Source organism: Arthrobacter gyeryongensis, assembly GCF_039543785.1.
GTDB classification, from domain to species: Bacteria; Actinomycetota; Actinomycetes; order Actinomycetales; family Micrococcaceae; genus Arthrobacter; species Arthrobacter gyeryongensis.
This window is the reverse complement of record NZ_BAABKK010000026.1, coordinates 25,167-41,684: the sequence shown is the minus strand read 5'-3', so window position 1 is coordinate 41,684 and position 16,518 is coordinate 25,167. Positions and strand designations below refer to the sequence as shown.

Below are 16,518 nucleotides of genomic sequence, written 5' to 3'. Positions count from 1 at the left end.
CGCCGTCCCGGTGCGTCCTTAGTCCCTTCCGCGGACCGGGATGCTCGCGGAAGAAATCAAGACGGCGCTTTTTTCTTCGTTGGTGGCCGGACGGATCTGGCCGCGTTCGGGGACGAAGACGATGGCCTCGTCTTCCTGCTCGGGGGCGTTGACGAAGGAGCGGAAGCGACGGAGGCGTTCCGGGTCCTTCAGGGTCGCGGCCCACTCGTCCTCGTACGACCCAACGTGCTTGGCCATGGCGGCTTCGAGCTCCTCGGCGATGCCGAGGGAGTCCTCGACGACAACCTGGCGCACGTGCTCCAGGCCGCCGTCGAGCTCTTCCTGCCAGCGGGCGGTGCGTTGGAGCCGGTCGGCGGTGCGGATGTAGTACATGAAGTAGCGGTCGATGTACTTCACCAGGGTCTCGTCGTCCAAGCCGCCGGCGAGGAGCTGGGCGTGGGCAGGGTTCGCTCCGCCGTTACCGCCGACGTAGAGGTTCCAGCCCTCCGATGTCGCGATCACGCCGACGTCCTTGCCGCGGGCTTCGGCGCATTCGCGGGCGCAGCCGGAGACCCCCATTTTGAGTTTGTGCGGGCTGCGCAGGCCGCGGTAGCGCAACTCGAGGTTGATAGCCATGGAAACAGAGTCGAGCACACCGAAGCGGCACCAAGTGGAGCCCACGCAGGATTTCACAGTGCGCAGGCTCTTGCCGTACGCCTGGCCGGACTCCATGCCTGCGTCAATGAGTTCGCCCCAGATCTCCGGGAGCTGTTCGAGGCGGGCGCCGAACATGTCGATGCGCTGGCCGCCGGTGATCTTCGTGTACAGGCCGTACTTCTTGGCGATCGTGCCGATGACCACGAGCTTGTCGGGCGTGATCTCCCCACCCGGGATGCGCGGGACCACGGAGTAGGTGCCGTCTTTTTGCATGTTGGCCAAGGCGCGGTCGTTGGTGTCCTGCAGGCTGCCGCGGCCGGCGTCGAGCACGTACGCGGAATGCTGCGACGCCAGGATCGAGGCGATGGTTGGCTTGCAGATGTCGCAGCCCGCTCCGGTGCCGTATTTGGCCAGGATGTCTTCGAAGGATGTCAGTTCCAGGACGCGGATCGCGTCGAAAAGTTCCTGCCGGGAGAGCTCGAAGTGCTCGCACAACGCCTTGGAGACTTCGATGCCGGACTTCTTCAGCTCCCCTTCGAGGAGCTTCTTGAGCATCGGCACGCACGAACCGCACTGCGTCCCGGCCCGGGTGCAGGCCTTGAGGCCTGGCACATCGCGGACCGGCTCCTTGCCTTCGCACGTCCCGCACGCGTTGACCGCGTCCCGGATGTTCCCGGCGGGGACGTTGTTGCAGGAGCACAGGATCGCGTCATCGGGCAGTTCGGTGTCGGGGGCGTCCCCGCCGCCGGCGGCCGTCAAATAGGCGCCGGGTTCTGCGGGCAGTTCGCGGCCGAGCAGGGGGCGCAGGCTCATGTACGGGGTGGCGTCGCCGACGAAGATGCCGCCGAGGAGGGTCTTGGCGTCGTCGGTGGTGACGATCTTCTGGTACACGCCGCGGGCGGGGTCGGCATAGACGATTTCCAGGGAGTGCTCGGTCTTGGCGAACGCGTCGCCGAAGCTCGCGACGTCCACGCCGGAGAGCTTGAGCTTGGTGGCCGTGTCGAAACCGGGGAAGGTCGCTTGTCCGCCGTGCAGGCGGTCCGCGACGATCTCGGCCATCGTGTTCGCCGGTGCCACGAGGCCCAGGCACATCCCGCCGAAGTTCGCCACCTCACCGATGGCGAAGATTCCGGGGATCTCAGTCTCGCAAGCATCGGAAATGACAACACCGCCGCGCTGGCCAAGCGTGAAGACCTGTTCCTCGCCCTCCGCTGCACGGAAGAGCTCATCGCGCGGCCTGACCCCGATCGCGACGATCACGATGTCGGCGTCGATGGTGCGGCCGTCGGCCATGAGGACACCGGTGACCTGGCCGTCGTCGTCGGACAAAACTTCCGAGGGGAAGACGCCGCCGTGGATTTCGAAGCCCTTGTCTTTGATAAGTCGGCCCAGTGCCTGGCCGGCGCCTTCGTCGAGCTGGGTGGCCATCAGCCAGGACGCGCCGTCGATGACGATCGGCGTGGCACCCAACCGCTCCGTCCCTGCTGCCGATTCAAGGCCGAGGAGACCGCCGCCGATGGTGACAGCGTTGACCTTGCGGCCCAGCTTTTCCGTGAGCTGCGTGATTGCTTCGTTGATGGCCCAGACGTCTTCGAGGGTGCGGTAGACATGGGTGAGCTCGGCGCCCGGGATCGGCAGACGGGCAGCATTCGAACCAGTCGCAACCACGAGGGCATCGTATTCATAGCTATTGCCAGCCGCGGTTTCCACCGACTTGGCATCGGCGTTGATCTTGACCACCCGCTCGCCAGTGCGCAGGTCCAGGGCCTCGTGCTCCCACATTGACGCGTGTCCGAGGGTGAGGTCGCAGTCCACCTCGATGAGCGCCTTGCTCAGCGTGACCCGGTCATAGGGAAGATGCGCTTCCTCGGTCAGGACCGTGACGTGCCAGCCCTCGAGACCGCGGGTATGCATGGCATCGGCAAAGCGGTGGGCCGCAGGGCCTCCGCCCGCGACCACAATGCGGCGCGGGTTCTCTGAAGGGGAAGTATGTCCGGTCACTGGCGGCCTTTCGCATGTGCCGCAGAACCGTCATCCGCGACTTGTCACTTCAGACTAAAGACACGCAGTTTCGCGTCAGTTTCCCTTTTGTTTCGGGGGCTTAACTTCGGCATCACGGTGAGGATTGCGGTTATGTGAGGTCTCCTTTACGAGCAGGACACATTGATTGCATTCCGGCGAAACATCGCGGGCCTACCGTGAAGTTGTGGCCGCAAACGGCCCGTGCCGGCTGGCGGAATTGGATCCGCCGGACCGGCAGGCTTAGCGATAGGGGCTGAAATGACCGTAATTCTGGATCGGCAAAACCTGATGGGCGCACCGACCGCGTCCGGCTGGCACCGCGTCTGCGCAATCGACGAGCTGGAACCGGCTTGGGGCGAAGCTGCCCTGGTCGGAGGCAAGCAAGTAGCGCTCTTCCGCACTACGCCGGATCAGGTCCTGGCGGTATCCCAGCAGGACCCGGCGACCCTGTCCAACGTCATGGCGCGGGGCATCGTCGGTTCCCGGGGCAGCCGTCCCACCATCGCCTCGCCGCTTCACAAAGAGGTGTACGACCTGGAAACCGGCGAATGCTTCACCAACCCTGAACTGCGGCTCGCCACCTACAACACCCGTTTGGTGGACGGATATGTCGAAGTAGCCGTCTAGGCTGCATCAGGGGCGTCCCGGCGTCGCTGCCCCTACTGGCAGAATGGCCGATATGGACGCACCCAAGCAGTTTCCCGCCGTCGAGCTCCGTATAGAAATTCTCGGTACTGAACCGCTCATTTGGAGGCGGGTGGTCCTCCCCGAGTCGGCCACCGTCGCTGTCCTGCACGGAAGCATTCAGACGGCCTTCGGTTGGAAGGATTGCCACCTTTACGGCGTTAGCGGTGTCGATCGTCAGGGCGTCCGCCGGATCATCATCGGAACCGACGACGACGGCGTGCAACCCGGCGCCGAGCTTGCTGCCGACGTCGGGCTGCTTGAGCTCATTGACCCGGCCCGGCCGGGTAAAGCTCCGCTGGAGTACGAGTACGATTTTGGTGATTCGTGGATTCACGAGATCGAGGTCGTGGGCCCGGCCACTCTCCCTGAAAACACCGTTGCCTGCCTCGATGGCGCGATGCGGGGACCCCTGGAAGACTCTGGCGGGGCAGCGGGCTACGCGAATGTGGTGGCCGTGCTTGGCAACCCTGGCCACTCCGAGCGTGGCCAGTGCGCGAAGTGGCTCGAATTGGTAACCCATCAGCCGGCAGCCGACTTCGACCCCACCGACTTCGATCTCGTCGCGGTGAATGGGCAGCTGTGCCAACTGGCACGACGGATCTGGCCGGGCGACGCTACACCGGAAGACAGGGAGACCGTCCTTGGCCCGGTTTCGTGGTTTCTAAATGCAGCACACCCGGACGGGCTGGAACTGACATCCGCCGGCTACCTCAAACCCGCAATAGTCAAACGGGCCATGACCCAGCTCGGCTGGGATGATGAGTGGCCGATGCCGGGGCGAAATGAGAACAACGTTGTTCCGATCCTGGACCTTCGTGAACAACTGCAGGATTGGAAACTGTTACGCAAGTTTAAAGGAAGGCTGGTCCTCACCCCCGCTGGCCGTCACGCTGTGCAGGATCCTGCAGCCCTGTGGGACTATCTGGCCGAGCGGTTCGCCTTTCCGCAGCACGGCGTCGACAAAGAGGTCATGCGCCTGCTGGTCCATTGGGCTGTTAGCGGCGAGGCGCCCCCGTACAACGTGCGCCGGGAAGTGATTCAGTCGGCGCTCCACGCAAAGGGTTACCGGATGCCTGGCGGCACCGAGATTCCCTTGGATGACGCCTGGCACCTGGATCTGGACAACAGCCGGACCCTCCGGTGCCTGGCATTGCGGGAGTCGGCCAGCTGGAGTCTCCGGAACTCGGAACTGTCTGACGGCGGGCTCAAATTCCTGCTCGACGTGCAGCGTCGATTAGGGGACCGCAGCTACTGAACTGGCTAGCGCCGTCGAAAAAGCAGCAGATGCCCACAAGAAGCGATTCTGTGGGCATCTGCTGCCAGTTCGCGCCTTAAAGCGCGCCACGCGGAAGGTAAGGGATTTGAACCCTTGGTGCGGGGTTACCGCACACTGGTTTTCAAGACCAGCTCCTTAGGCCGCTCGGACAACCTTCCCTGCCTAGTAGTGTTTCATAGGGAGTTGGCTGCGCCAAAAACCTGCCGCCGCGATTAACGCGGTTAAGGTGTCTGAATGGCCAACTGCACTGAGCGAGGGATCGGGAGCACTCTATGAAAGCCGTCTACATCTCCGAACCGGGCGGGCCCGAGGTTCTGGAAATCCGGGACGTCCCTGCTCCGGTTCCAGGCCCCGGCGAGGTTCTCATCGACGTCGTCGCTGCAGGTCTCAACAGGGCGGATGTCCAGCAGCGCCGCGGTTTCTACCCGCCGCCGCCGGGAGCGTCCGAAATTCCCGGCCTAGAGGTCTCCGGCAGGATTGCCGCGTTCGGGCCCGAGGTGAGCAAGCCGTTTTCGGTCGGCGACAAGGTAGTGGCCCTGCTTTCGGGTGGCGGCTATGCGCAACAGGTTGCTGTCCCGGCGGAGCAGGTTTTGCGATTGCCCGACGGCGTGGACCTGGTCACCGCCGCATCCCTGCCTGAGGTAGCCGCAACGGTTTACTCGAACCTCATCATGACTGCACAGCTGCAGGCCGGTGAAACGGTACTGATCCATGGCGCCACTGGGGGCATCGGCACCATGGCCATCCAACTCGCCAAAGCGTACGGCGCTAAGGTCGCGACGACGGCCGGAACGGCCGAAAAGGTCGGAACCGCGAAAGCCTTCCTCGGGGCCGACATTGCCATCAATTACGCGGAGGAAGATTTCGTCGAAAGCCTCAGGGCACAAAACGGCGGCAAAGGCGCGGACGTCATTCTCGACGTCGTCGGTGCCAAATACCTGCAGCAGAACGTGGAAGCACTCGCGGACTACGGCCGGCTGGTGGTGATCGGGCTGCAGGGTGGCGTCAAGGGCGAACTCGACCTCGGCCAGTTGGTCAGCAAACGGGCGGCCATCATCGGCACGGCGCTCCGTCCGCGGCCGGTCGCGGAAAAGGGTGTCATCATGAATGCCGTCCGTGAATCGGTCTGGCCGATGCTGGCCGACGGCCGGATCAAGCCGTTCGTGGCCAAGTCGTTCCCCTTGGAGCGGGTCCGCGAAGCCCACGAATACTTCGATTCCGGCGAGCACATGGGCAAAGTCCTGCTGCTGCTCTAGCGGCGCCCGCCGAACCGGCAGCACGAAGGAGATCGATGTCCATCCGGTACAGCATCCTGGCATTACTTCAGGAGCAACCACGCTACGGCTACCAATTGCGAGCGGCGTTTGAGGAACGCACGGGAGCCGTCTGGCCGTTGAACATCGGACAGGTGTACACCACCCTGAACCGGCTGGAGCGCGACGCTTTGGTCCGCAAAGAGGGCGACGACGGACGCGGCCACGTGCTTTTCAGCATCACCGACGCCGGGACTGCGGAGATCCGTCGATGGTTCGCGACCGCAGTGGATCGTGGAGCGCCGCCGAGGAACGAATTGGCCATCAAGCTGGCGTTGGCCGTCACGACGGCGGGCACCGACGTCCCCGCGCTGATTCAGGCCCAACGGGAGATTTCCTTGCGCGAGCTGCAGGCGTATACCCAGGACCGCAGGGACCTGGCCGCCAACCAAAGAGTGACGGATACGGCCAGGCTGCTCGTCCTGGACTCCCTGATCTTCCATGCCGAGGCGGAGGCCCGCTGGCTGGATCTTTGCGACGCGAGGCTGGTCCAGCAGGCCAACGGCGCCAGCAACGGCATGATCGGAACCGTCCGCTCCACGGGGACACCCACCGCATAAACTGCTCCGCAGGGGAGGTGCTGACATGGAAACATTGACGAATGCCGGCGTCCGGATCCGGCTGCTCGGCCCCGAGGACGCCGACGCGCTGATTCGCTTGGCGGAGACGGACAACTTGTTCGACGAGGATCCTTCAGTCGTGCCGTCAGGCGCGTTGACGTACGACGGCGCCCGCTCCTTTCTGGGCGACCCCGGCGTGCTTTTCTGGCTGGCTGAGCTCGGCGGCGAGACAATGGGATTCCTCCACTGCTGCATTCAGCGCCGTCGTAATGCCGGACCTTGGGCCGAACTGCTCCTCATGGAAATGGGGACTCATGCGCAGTGGCGCCGCCGTGGTATCGGCCGGTCTCTTTTGGCCGTCATGGAGGAGTGGATGCGGGAACACGGGATGGAAGAAGTCTGGGTCCCGGCCAACCTCTATGCGACGGGCTTCTACGAAAAATGTGGTTTCGCTAAGGACGAAGGCGAAATACTCGTCAAGGCACTGGGCTGAGTTGCGGCCCGTGAGAGTATGAACGCATGAGCGATCAGGACGACACTCAACCCAGTGGCGAGAGTTTTGACGACATCCCGGTGGAGGGCACAACCTTGGACGCTGGCACGGCACAGAGCACATCGGAAGCAGGTCCGAAGGCCAACGGGAAGCCTGGCGTCAAGAAGGGCAGCACCCTGCAGGACCTCGTCGACGAACCGGCCAAGGTCATGCGGATCGGCACCATGATCCGCCAGCTCCTCGAAGAGGTGAAGAGCGCACCCTTGGACGAGGCAGCCCGCGGACGCCTTGCGGCGATCCACGAACGCTCCATCAAAGAGCTGGAAGAGGGCCTCGCACCGGAACTAGTGGAAGAGCTGGAGCGCATCAGCCTCCCCTTCCCTGAACACGCCACGCCCTCTGACGCCGAACTACGGATCGCGCAGGCCCAGCTCGTCGGTTGGCTCGAAGGGTTGTTCCATGGAATCCAGACCGCCATTGCTGCCCAGCAGGCAGCCCGGGAGCATGCTGTTGCCCAGTTGCAGCTTCGCCAGCTCCCGCCCGGAACCATGATCGCCCCGGGCGTCGTGATTGGCGAAAATGGTGAGCCGCAGCGTGCCCGCCTTCACGGCAAGGAAGCGGAACCAGACGAACCTTCTCGCGTTGAAGACCCGGACCGACACCCGGGTCAGTACCTCTGAGCGCTGGGTTGGGATTCTTTGGGGCCGTCCGACAGGGACGGAAGGATGACGCTGAACTTGGCAAAGGACTGTGGCGCCGTGCCCACGATCGCTTCCATCGCGGCCTTGACCGGTACCACCAAGTGCTTGAAGGCGTAGAAGACGAACAGCTTTACGTCGAACTCGTGGCCGTTGCGAACGAACTGGCGGACTTGTCGTCCAGGGTGCGTGCGATCTGCGTGGAGGCCCAACTCCAGGCGCCCAGTGATGGGCTGGACATTCCTGGATCGCTCGCGGGTGTCCATCGCGCGCTGTCCAAAGCGGGGAACTCTCTTGCCACCACGGCGGAGGCAGCCGCGATGCTGCGTCTCGCCGTCGGGCCCGTTCCTGTAGGAGCCGTTTCGGTACGACGACGCGCTGAAGCCGTTTACGAAAATGTCGAAGAAGCCGAACGCCTGCTGAGGGCCAAGGCCGGCTCGTAGGCTATTGGCGATTTAGGTGCAGACGCGTCTATTCCCACATAACAACTATTAAGCGCCTAGCTTAGAGGGGGCGGAATCCGTAGCCACCCGGTGTGCGGGGCTGGCAGGATGGAAGCCATGACTTCGTCACCGAACCTTACTTTTAACGACGGCAACGCCATCCCCCAGCTCGGCTACGGGGTGTGGCAGGTTGAGGACGATGTAGCCGAAAAGGTAGTGCGTCAGGCCTTCGACGCCGGCTACCGACACATCGATACAGCCAAGATCTATGGCAACGAGGCAGGCGTGGGACGCGCCATCGCATCCTCCGGCCTCAAGCCCGAGGAAATCTTCATCACCACCAAGCTGTGGAATGCGGACCAGGGCTACGAGTCCACGCTCGCGGCTTTTGAAGAATCCATGAACCGCCTCGGCCTGGAAACCCTCGACCTGTACCTGATCCACTGGATGCAGCCGAAGCAGGACAAGTTCGTGGACACCTGGAAGGCGCTCATCGAGCTCCAGAAGCGCGGACGCGTCAAGTCCATCGGCGTCTCCAACTTCAGCAAGGAAGGCCTGCAGCGCCTGATCGACGAGACCGGCGTTGTTCCGGCGATCCACCAGATCGAACTGCACCCGTTCTTCAATCAGGCCGAACTCCGGGAGTTCGCTACGGCGCGCGGCATTTTGACCCAGGCCTGGTCGCCTCTCGGCCAGGGCGGCGAGCTCCTTGAGAACGCCACTATCGCCCAGATCGCTGCCAAGTACGGCGCCACCCCGGCGCAGGTGGTTATCGCCTGGCACTTGGCGATCGGCAACGTCGTGATCCCCAAGTCCGTGACCGAGTCCCGGATCCAGGAAAACTTCGCAGCACTCGGCGTCACCTTGGATGAGGCCGACATTGAGGCCATCAACGGCCTGGACCGAGGCGCCGAAGGCCGCATCGGACCGGACCCGGCAGTCTCCGACTTCGCCTAGTTTCTCAACGGGAAGGCCTCGCACCAAACAGGTGCGGGGCCTTCTTGCGTGTATCAGGCGGGATCTCGCAACGCGGGGTCACTTACGGCCCATTCAGCGGCACCAAATGGGCCGTAAGTGACCCCGCGTTGCTCAGAGGGGAGCGCTGTGGGCTCACCTCGCTGGGCGGAGGGGCGGACCGGTGGAGGCGCGGATCGTCAGATGGGTGGGGAGCTCGGCTTTCATCCGCATCTGGGACCGGCCGGGTCGCAGCCTGCTGACGAGCATGTCCGTTGCGACCCGTCCGGCTTGTTCGATCGGTGCGGTGAGGGTGGTCAGGGGCGGTTGGCAGAAGTCGGCTCCGAAGATGTCGTCGCACCCGACCACGCTCATTTCATTGGGAACGTCGATGCCGCGCTCCCTCAGCCTGACGAGAACGCCGATGGCGACCAAATCGTTGAACGCAATGCACGCAGTGGCCCCGCTGTTGAGCAGGGTGTCGGCGGCGGCTGCGCCGGACCGCGTACTCGGGTGGTAGGGTCCAAGGCGCCGGATGATGATTCCCAACAACTCGGCTCTCTCCTGCAGCGCGTCCCAGCGCCGGCCGTCGGACCAGGAATTCGGCGGCCCCGCGAGATAGGCGATGTCCCTGTGCCCGAGTGAAAACAGATGCTCCATGGCCTGCTGGACCCCCGAAGGAGTATCGATAATCACGCTGGGCACACCGGGTGTGCTGCGGTTTATTGTCACCAAGGGGGATTTGGCAGCGGCGCTGATCAGCTGTTCGTCGCTGAGACGGGTTGCGGGAAGAATGAAGCCGACGGCGGAGCCCCGGAACTCTTCCAGATATGTTGCTTCCAGCTCGACATCCTCTTCGGTGTCGACGAGCAGTTGGGTGTAGCCGGCAGTCTTGAGTTGGTGCTGCGTGCTGCGGATGAAGTCAAAAAAGTACGGATTCGTGATGTCCGGAACCAGGACGGCGACAGCTCCGGACCTTCCTGGGCCAGTACTGCGGGGATATGTGGAGGGGGCGTATCCCAGTTCGCGTGCGGCCGCTTCAATGCGTTCCCGGGTGGCTTGGTTGACGCGGTGCGGTTGGGTTAATGCCCGCGAGACCGTGGAGGCGGCCACGCCGCTGAGAGCGGCAACGTCCCTGATAGTCGGTCCCCGCCCCAGCGGACTGGCTCCAATGCTGGCCTCGCTAATGCTCATTGTGCTGCCCCCTTGCGGCCCCGCAATGCGGTCTGAAAGTCCATCTTCTCTCATTTGCGAACCGCCTTCCCATCTGTGACAGACCGGCCCCAGAAGCAACGATGGCAATTTTTGGCAACCGTTGCACTTGTTGCAGCAACTGTCATAGTGTTCCAGCTAACATCCGGTCTGTCTGGCCGGTTCCCCCGAAGATCTCGGGGCGACTCAACGAGGAGCATTAAGAAGACATGAAGAACTCAAGGACGCGACTTATTGGCGCGGTCGTTCTCGTTTCGCTGGGAGCACTAGGAGTAACCGGATGCGGTGGCGACAACAGCTCCGCAAGCGCGAGCGGCGGCGCCCCCAACGGCCAGGGCAAGACCCTGGATGTCCTGGTCGGTGCCAACACGAACAAAGCCGATCAGTTCAAGGCCTGGCAGACCCACATTGCCGACGCATTCAAGAAGCAGACCGGCGCTGACCTGAAATTCGAGACGTTCGCCAACGCCAACGATGAGCTCTCGAAGATCCAAACCTCCGTTGTCGCAGGCCAAGGCCCGGACGTCTACGCAGTGGGTACGACCTTCACCCCGACCGCGTACTCAACAGACGCCTTCGTGAAGTTCGACTCAAATATGTGGAACAAAGTAGGCGGCCGCGATCGCTTCGTTCCGGCGACGCTCGGAATTTCCGGTCCCGACGCCCAGAACGAAGTGGGCGTCCCCTTCACCTCCAGGCCCTACGTTCTTGCCTACAACACCGAATTGTTCAAGAAGGCCGGGCTCGACAAGCCCGCGAACACCTGGGACGGGCTGCTGGATCAGGCCAAGAAGCTGACCACGGGATCCACGTACGGGTTCGCGACCGGATATGCCGACAACTACACACCGTGGAAGTTTGCCTGGGCAATGGCCAACCAGTCCGGCAACACCCTGGTGGATGGAAAGACGGCCCGCATTGATGACCCGACGGTGCTCAAGGCATATGAAACATACTTCGGCTGGCTGACCAAAGACAAGGTCGTCAACCCGGCCGCAGTGGGCTGGAACGACACCCAGGCTGCAGCTGACTTCGCCGCGGGCAAGTCCGCGATGATGTTGATGACCACCGCATCGTCAAAAGTCACCTTCGATGCCTCACCGGTGAAGGGCAAGTACGCGTACGCCGTGATGCCGACCGTGCCGCCCGGACAGAGCTCCGCGCCCTCCGGTGGCCAGCCGGTGAGCTCAATCATTTCCGGTGACAACATGGTGATCGCCAAGTACTCGGAGAACCAGGACCTCGCCGCTGCGTACATCAAGTTGCTCACCAGCGACGACGAGCAGATCAATTACAACAAGCTGTTCGGGGATCTGCCCACGAACGCTGCGGCGGCCAAGAAGGTCCAGGACGCTGATCCCTCGCTGGCTCCGATCATTGATTCGGCGTCCAAGTCCAAGACCACGCCGTTCACCGGCGCTTGGGGCGACATCCAGCTGGCCCTGACCAACGTCGTCGTTCAGTCCCGCCCCGATCTTGGCAATGGCACCTTCAATGAGAGCAATCTCAAGGCTTCGCTGGCCAAAGCCCAGAAGGACGCACAAGCCTCCCTCGACAGGGCGTCGGCAAACAAGTGAGCATCACGATGAAAAAAGACGCCGCACTGCGGCGCGCCCCGGAGCTTGGCGGGCAACCTCCCGCCAAGCGTCGGCGGACTGTGAGCGAACGAAACCGGCCGCTGTGGATGCTCACCCCGGGTGCGCTCCTGATCGGCCTGATTATCATCGTTCCCCTGATTCTGGGCATCTACATCGCGATGCTTCAGCTCGATCAGTACACCATCCGTAAATGGATCAGTGCCCCTTTCGTAGGACTGAACAACTTCGTCGAAGCGTTCACATCCACTGACTTGGTCCACGCATTCGGCAACAGCGTCGGCTTCTCTCTGATCGCAACCGTCATCACGGTACCGATCGGTGTGTACGCCGCACTCGCGACCCAGAATGCCTATCGTGGCAGGTCGCTGGTGCGCTCGATGTTCCTGATTCCCTATGTCCTCCCATCGTTCGTGGTGGGAAGCTTCTGGCGCACCATGCTCCAGCACGACGGCATCGTCAACAAGGTGCTGACCGGGCTCGGGCTGCCTGCCGGCCAGTGGCTCACCGGTCCGGCGAGCTTCTGGGTACTGATCCTCGTCGAGGTGTGGGCGGCCTGGCCGTTCATCTACCTCATGGCATTGTCGGGCCTTCAATCCGTGGACCAGGAAGTCCACGAGGCCGCGGCCATCGACGGCGCCCTGTGGTGGACGAAGCTGCGCTACGTGATCTTTCCTTATTTGCGCGGGCCAGTCGCCTTGGCCTGCCTCATCGCGACCCTCCACCACATGAACAACTTCTCGCTTGCTTTCTTGCTTTTCGGAGTCCCTGCTCCATTTGACGTGCAAGTACTGCCGACCCTCGTTTACAGCATGAGTTTCACCAGCCTGCGGTTCGGCATGGGCGCGGCGATGGCACTGATCTCGCTTCTGCTGATTGCCGTACCGCTCTACTTCTACCTGAAGGCCGTTCGACTCGACACCGGCACCGACGCGGGAGGCAAGAAATGAGCAACAACCAGGCCCCCGACGTCGTTATGGAGGTCCCGCTGGATACCTCCCCGGCGCTTCCCGCTGGAAGCGCGCCCCGCAAGGCCGGGCGGCAGACTGCCGCGGTATACCGGCTGCTTCCGACACCTCTGCTGGTCGGAGGCACCATTCTGCTGTGCGCCATGGTCGGGATTCCCCTGCTGTACATCGTGTTTTCGTCCATGAACTCCGATGTGGAGGTAGCCAGGGGAGCGTTCTTCCCGACCGAATTCACCCTGGCCAACTACACAAAGATCTGGAGCACGCTGCCCTTGGGCAACGGGCTGATCAACAGCGTCATGATCGCCGGAGCGGTCGCCGTCGTTTCCTCGTTGTTGGGCATCATCACCGCCTACGTGCTGGTCCGGTTCGAGTTCGTGGGCCGCCTCAGCATTCTGCGCGGGCTCATCGGTTTGCAAAGCGTTCCCGGCGGCCTGCTGCTGCTCCCTGTGTTTGTTCTCTTTGCCTCGGCGGGCAACTATCTGGGAGTCACTGTCATTGGAACCTACTGGGGCCTTTTCCTGGCGTACCTGACGTTTGCGCTGCCGTTTTCCATCTGGGTCATGGTCACCTATCTGAGGGGCTTGCCTAAGGAACTGGAGGAAGCAGCCCGCATCGACGGAGCCTCCTCCCTCGGTGTTCTTTTCCGGATCATCTTCCCGCTTAGCTGGCCCGGATTGGTGGTCGCCGGCGTCTTTTCCTTCCTGCTCGGCTGGAATGATGTCATGTTCGCCTCGGTCCTGACCCGTCCAAATACCCAGACCGTTGCGGTTGTACTGCAGATCTTCGGTTCCTCCGCGGAAGGTGGGGCGCTGCCCCTGTATGGCCAAATGATGGCCGCATCCTTGGTCTGCGCCGCCCCGGTGGTCATCCTCTACCTCATCTTCCAGCGTTTCCTCGTCGGCGGCCTGACTGCCGGCGGCGTCAAATAGGCCGGCCACACCGGCTGCCACCCATGTATTACTTCAAGGAGAAAACGACGTGACCGTCAAGCAAACCCAGTGGACACTGTCTGGATTCGGCGACGAAATAAGCCCGGACCCGTTCATCCAGATCGCAGTTCTGCAGGCCTTGGGCGCCAACCACATCGAAGTCCGCAGCGCTTGGGACACCAATATCGTGGAGCTGTCCGAAAAGGACCTCGCCCGGCTGGAGCAGATACTGCGCGGGCAAAACATGGGGGTGTCCGCCATCGCCTCTCCCATCGGCAAGGTCGACATCACCACGCCTGTCGCCTTCGAGGTGGACCGCCTCCACGCGGCCATCCGGGCCGCAAAGGTCCTAGGCACCCGCTACATCCGGATCTTCTCCTTCTATCGAGAGGAAGGCATCAGCGCTGAAGACATCCGCGACGCCGTCATGGTGCGCATGCGTGCCTTGGCCGCGGAGGCCCAGGCGCACGACGTCGTACTCCTCCACGAAAATGAAAAGGACATCTACGGCGACACGCCTGAACGCGTCCTGGACATCATGACGACTGTTAATTCCCCGGCGTTGCGGGTTGCCTGGGACGCCGCGAACTTCGTCCAGGTGGGTGTCAAACCCTTCAGCGAGGCCTACCGCATGCTCCGCCCGTACCTGGAATATCTCCAGGTCAAGGATGCCCGCGCCGATGACAGTTTGGTGATGCCGGCTGGGGATGGCGACGGCCAACTCCGCGAAACCATCAGCGCATTGAAGGCGGACGGGTTCGAAGGCTTCGCTTCCTTGGAACCCCACCTGGCAAACACCCATCACCTCGGGGGATTCTCCGGACCTGCGGCGTTCGGAGTTGCGGGCCGCGCATTCAACCGGCTCCTCGCTGAAGCCGGAGTTGGTACCAAATGACCACAGCAACCACGCCCAAGCGTAAGCTGCGGACCGCCGTCGTCGGCTGCGGAGTCATCGGCCGCCAGCACGCCCGGGTTATCACCGACAACAAGGATCTGGAGCTTATCGCCCTCGTTGACCCGGTTGGGCCAGCCGCGGCTGCGCTGGCAGGCTCCGTTGAGAACGAGCTGCACCACCCTCGTCCGGCTGTTTACTCGTCGCTGGCAGCAGCGCTGAAGGACGCGGACATCGACCTCGTCGCAGTCTGCACGCCAAGCGGCCTCCACGCCGACCTGGCCGTCGAGGCCCTGAACGCCGGCAAGCACGTCATCATCGAAAAGCCCATCGACGTGGACTTGCCCAGCGCCAGGCGCGTTGCGGATGCGGCGGCTGCCGCGACCGGGCAGGTCGTCTCGGTGATCAGCCAGCACCGCTTCGATCCGGCCAGCGTCGCCGTGGCCCGCGCGGTCCGGTCCGGACGCTTCGGCAGGATCACCTCGGGAGTGGCTTCGCTGGCCTGGTGGCGGGGCCAGAACTACTACGACTCCGGCCAGTGGCGGGGCACCTGGGAGCTCGACGGCGGCGGGGCCGTGATGAATCAAGGCGTTCACAGTGTTGATCTGCTTCTTTGGTTCCTGGGCACCCCTGTTCAGATCCACGCCCATACTGCGCTTCTTGCCCACGAGCGCATCGAGGTGGAGGACACGGCAGTTGCCACTGTCCGCTTCGCCTCGGGCGCCCTGGCAGTCATCCACTGCACCACCGCGGCCTATCCCGGACTCACTGCCCGGATCCAGGTCCACGGCGAGAAGGGCTCGGCTGTTGTCGACAATGATCGGCTGCAGTATTTCCACGCCGCAGACAACGCTCCTGTAGAGGGAGAATCTTCCTACGGCGTGGCCGGGGCCGGGAACCAGTCCGAACTTGAGGTCGGGGCGCATGATGCCTCAGCCAACATCGACGGATCGGATGACCTGCAGACCGCGCACCAAAAGCAGTACGCAGACGTCGTCGAAGCCATCCGCGAAGGAAAAGATCCGCGGGTCGGAGTTCAGGAAGCAACCGCGGCCCTGGCCACGGTGCGGGCCCTTTACGTGTCGGCAACCTTGGGGACGGCCGTGTACTTCGAAGACGTCCTGGCCGGCAAGTATGACGACCTCGTCGTCCACACCGGGGGCGCCTAAGTCTGCCTGACTGCCGTGCTGGTGCCGCTCTTTGCGGCGCCAGCACGCAGATCGCGCAACCACCCCAGGGCTTCTAGTTCGTCGGAGAAATACCGGGTCGGGCACTGCGGTGCGGGGAGCCCGTGCCTGCCGTGGGCAATGACACGGTCCACGGGCGTGCTGCCCAGGATCGCAAAGGCCGTGATGGTGGCGGCCTCACTGAAGAATCGGACAGCGTCGCGGCTGACGGACTCGACGCCGATGACCTGCAGCAGCACCGCGGCGCCCGTTCCGCCCGTCAGAGCCACGTATCTTTCCCGGACAAGCGCTCCGTCCTCTGCGGTGATCCGGCGGCCCGGGCGCAAAGTGATCCGGAGTACCCCTTCACCCCTGTCCTCAACACGGACATTTTCATGTTCTGAACTGAACCACGCCTCGCCTCCGTCCGCACCGGAAACGGTGTCGACCTCTGCGTCGCGGTGTAATTCGCCCTCGGACTGAACCAGCGTTGTCATCAAATCCCCCAGATGTGATTTCACTGCAACTCCATTGACGCAGTCCCCGGATGAGCAACATTCGGGTGTGATCACAGTACCGGTGAGGTTGCCCGGCGTCCATGATTAGTAAGTATGCGGAGTGTTCCCGAGGGAGTCCGTCTGGAATCAACTAGCGGGCACAGCGAAGGGCGC

The 16,518-nt window shown here is 63.1% G+C and carries 16 protein-coding genes and 1 tRNA gene; 13 read left to right on the top strand and 4 right to left on the bottom strand.

The features are described 5' to 3' along the window. Nucleotides 1-18: 18 nt before the first annotated feature. Nucleotides 19-2,637: a nitrite reductase large subunit NirB gene (nirB, locus tag ABEA18_RS17835; RefSeq protein WP_345451332.1), complete on the bottom strand. Its 2,619-nt coding sequence runs from the start codon at nucleotides 2,635-2,637 to the stop codon at nucleotides 19-21. 279 nt (nucleotides 2,638-2,916) lie between these two features. Here nirB and nirD point away from each other — a divergent pair, with 279 nt between their 5' ends. Both nirD and ABEA18_RS17825 read left to right on the top strand, forming a co-directional pair. Further along, entirely contained in the window at nucleotides 2,917-3,285 is a 369-nt protein-coding gene (gene nirD, locus ABEA18_RS17830; protein WP_345451330.1) for a nitrite reductase small subunit NirD, read from the top strand. Nucleotides 3,286-3,337: 52 nt separating this feature from the next. Further along, nucleotides 3,338-4,600 carry a plasmid pRiA4b ORF-3 family protein gene (locus tag ABEA18_RS17825; RefSeq protein WP_345451328.1) on the top strand — a complete coding sequence of 421 codons (1,263 nt, stop codon included), beginning with the start codon at nucleotides 3,338-3,340 and terminating at the stop codon, nucleotides 4,598-4,600. A 91-nt stretch (nucleotides 4,601-4,691) separates the two neighbouring features. Here ABEA18_RS17825 and ABEA18_RS17820 read toward each other — a convergent pair. Further along, nucleotides 4,692-4,779: transfer RNA gene (locus ABEA18_RS17820), tRNA-Ser, on the bottom strand. A gap of 114 nt (nucleotides 4,780-4,893) precedes the next feature. On the opposite strand from ABEA18_RS17820, the gene ABEA18_RS17815 reads away from it, so the two are divergent. The 6 genes from ABEA18_RS17815 (at nucleotide 4,894) to ABEA18_RS17790 (ending at nucleotide 9,085) form a co-directional block, all read left to right on the top strand. Continuing rightward, nucleotides 4,894-5,877, top strand: a complete 984-nt coding sequence (locus ABEA18_RS17815; protein ID WP_345451326.1) for an NAD(P)H-quinone oxidoreductase — start codon at nucleotides 4,894-4,896, stop codon at nucleotides 5,875-5,877. A gap of 35 nt (nucleotides 5,878-5,912) precedes the next feature. Further along, nucleotides 5,913-6,494 (top strand): PadR family transcriptional regulator, encoded by a 582-nt coding sequence (locus tag ABEA18_RS17810; protein ID WP_345451324.1) that lies wholly within the window; start codon nucleotides 5,913-5,915, stop codon nucleotides 6,492-6,494. 25 nt (nucleotides 6,495-6,519) lie between these two features. Further along, nucleotides 6,520-6,987: a GNAT family N-acetyltransferase gene (locus tag ABEA18_RS17805; protein WP_345451322.1), complete on the top strand. Its 468-nt coding sequence runs from the start codon at nucleotides 6,520-6,522 to the stop codon at nucleotides 6,985-6,987. Between the two features lie 26 nt (nucleotides 6,988-7,013). Then, nucleotides 7,014-7,667, top strand: coding sequence for a bacterial proteasome activator family protein (locus ABEA18_RS17800; protein WP_345451320.1), 654 nt, complete (start codon nucleotides 7,014-7,016; stop codon nucleotides 7,665-7,667). 8 nt (nucleotides 7,668-7,675) lie between these two features. After that, nucleotides 7,676-8,128, top strand: coding sequence for a hypothetical protein (locus ABEA18_RS17795; RefSeq protein WP_345451318.1), 453 nt, complete (start codon nucleotides 7,676-7,678; stop codon nucleotides 8,126-8,128). A gap of 117 nt (nucleotides 8,129-8,245) precedes the next feature. Beyond that, on the top strand, nucleotides 8,246-9,085 hold the full coding sequence (locus tag ABEA18_RS17790; RefSeq protein WP_345451316.1) for an aldo/keto reductase: 840 nt from the start codon (nucleotides 8,246-8,248) through the stop codon (nucleotides 9,083-9,085). Nucleotides 9,086-9,238: 153 nt separating this feature from the next. Here ABEA18_RS17790 and ABEA18_RS17785 read toward each other — a convergent pair whose 3' ends face one another. Next, nucleotides 9,239-10,276 carry a LacI family DNA-binding transcriptional regulator gene (locus tag ABEA18_RS17785; protein ID WP_345451314.1) on the bottom strand — a complete coding sequence of 346 codons (1,038 nt, stop codon included), beginning with the start codon at nucleotides 10,274-10,276 and terminating at the stop codon, nucleotides 9,239-9,241. A gap of 227 nt (nucleotides 10,277-10,503) precedes the next feature. Between ABEA18_RS17785 and ABEA18_RS17780 the strand changes: the two genes are divergently transcribed. The 5 genes from ABEA18_RS17780 to ABEA18_RS17760 all read left to right on the top strand — a co-directional run bounded on the left by ABEA18_RS17780 (nucleotide 10,504) and on the right by ABEA18_RS17760 (nucleotide 15,850). After that, nucleotides 10,504-11,871 carry an ABC transporter substrate-binding protein gene (locus tag ABEA18_RS17780; protein WP_345451312.1) on the top strand — a complete coding sequence of 456 codons (1,368 nt, stop codon included), beginning with the start codon at nucleotides 10,504-10,506 and terminating at the stop codon, nucleotides 11,869-11,871. Between the two features lie 8 nt (nucleotides 11,872-11,879). Next, nucleotides 11,880-12,839, top strand: a complete 960-nt coding sequence (locus tag ABEA18_RS17775; RefSeq protein WP_345451616.1) for a carbohydrate ABC transporter permease — start codon at nucleotides 11,880-11,882, stop codon at nucleotides 12,837-12,839. Nucleotides 12,840-13,000: 161 nt separating this feature from the next. Beyond that, nucleotides 13,001-13,789: a carbohydrate ABC transporter permease gene (locus ABEA18_RS17770; RefSeq protein WP_345451614.1), complete on the top strand. Its 789-nt coding sequence runs from the start codon at nucleotides 13,001-13,003 to the stop codon at nucleotides 13,787-13,789. A 49-nt stretch (nucleotides 13,790-13,838) separates the two neighbouring features. Continuing rightward, nucleotides 13,839-14,684 carry a sugar phosphate isomerase/epimerase family protein gene (locus ABEA18_RS17765; RefSeq protein WP_345451310.1) on the top strand — a complete coding sequence of 282 codons (846 nt, stop codon included), beginning with the start codon at nucleotides 13,839-13,841 and terminating at the stop codon, nucleotides 14,682-14,684. After that, nucleotides 14,681-15,850, top strand: coding sequence for a Gfo/Idh/MocA family protein (locus tag ABEA18_RS17760; protein WP_345451308.1), 1,170 nt, complete (start codon nucleotides 14,681-14,683; stop codon nucleotides 15,848-15,850). The genes ABEA18_RS17765 and ABEA18_RS17760 overlap by 4 nt, the downstream gene beginning before the upstream one ends. Here the strand turns inward: ABEA18_RS17760 and ABEA18_RS17755 are convergent. Further along, the gene (locus ABEA18_RS17755; RefSeq protein WP_345451306.1) at nucleotides 15,847-16,368 is read right to left on the bottom strand and encodes a DUF7793 family protein; all 522 of its coding nucleotides are present in this window, start codon (nucleotides 16,366-16,368) and stop codon (nucleotides 15,847-15,849) included. The two genes, ABEA18_RS17760 and ABEA18_RS17755, sit on opposite strands and share 4 nt — an antisense overlap. Nucleotides 16,369-16,518: the final 150 nt, after the last annotated feature.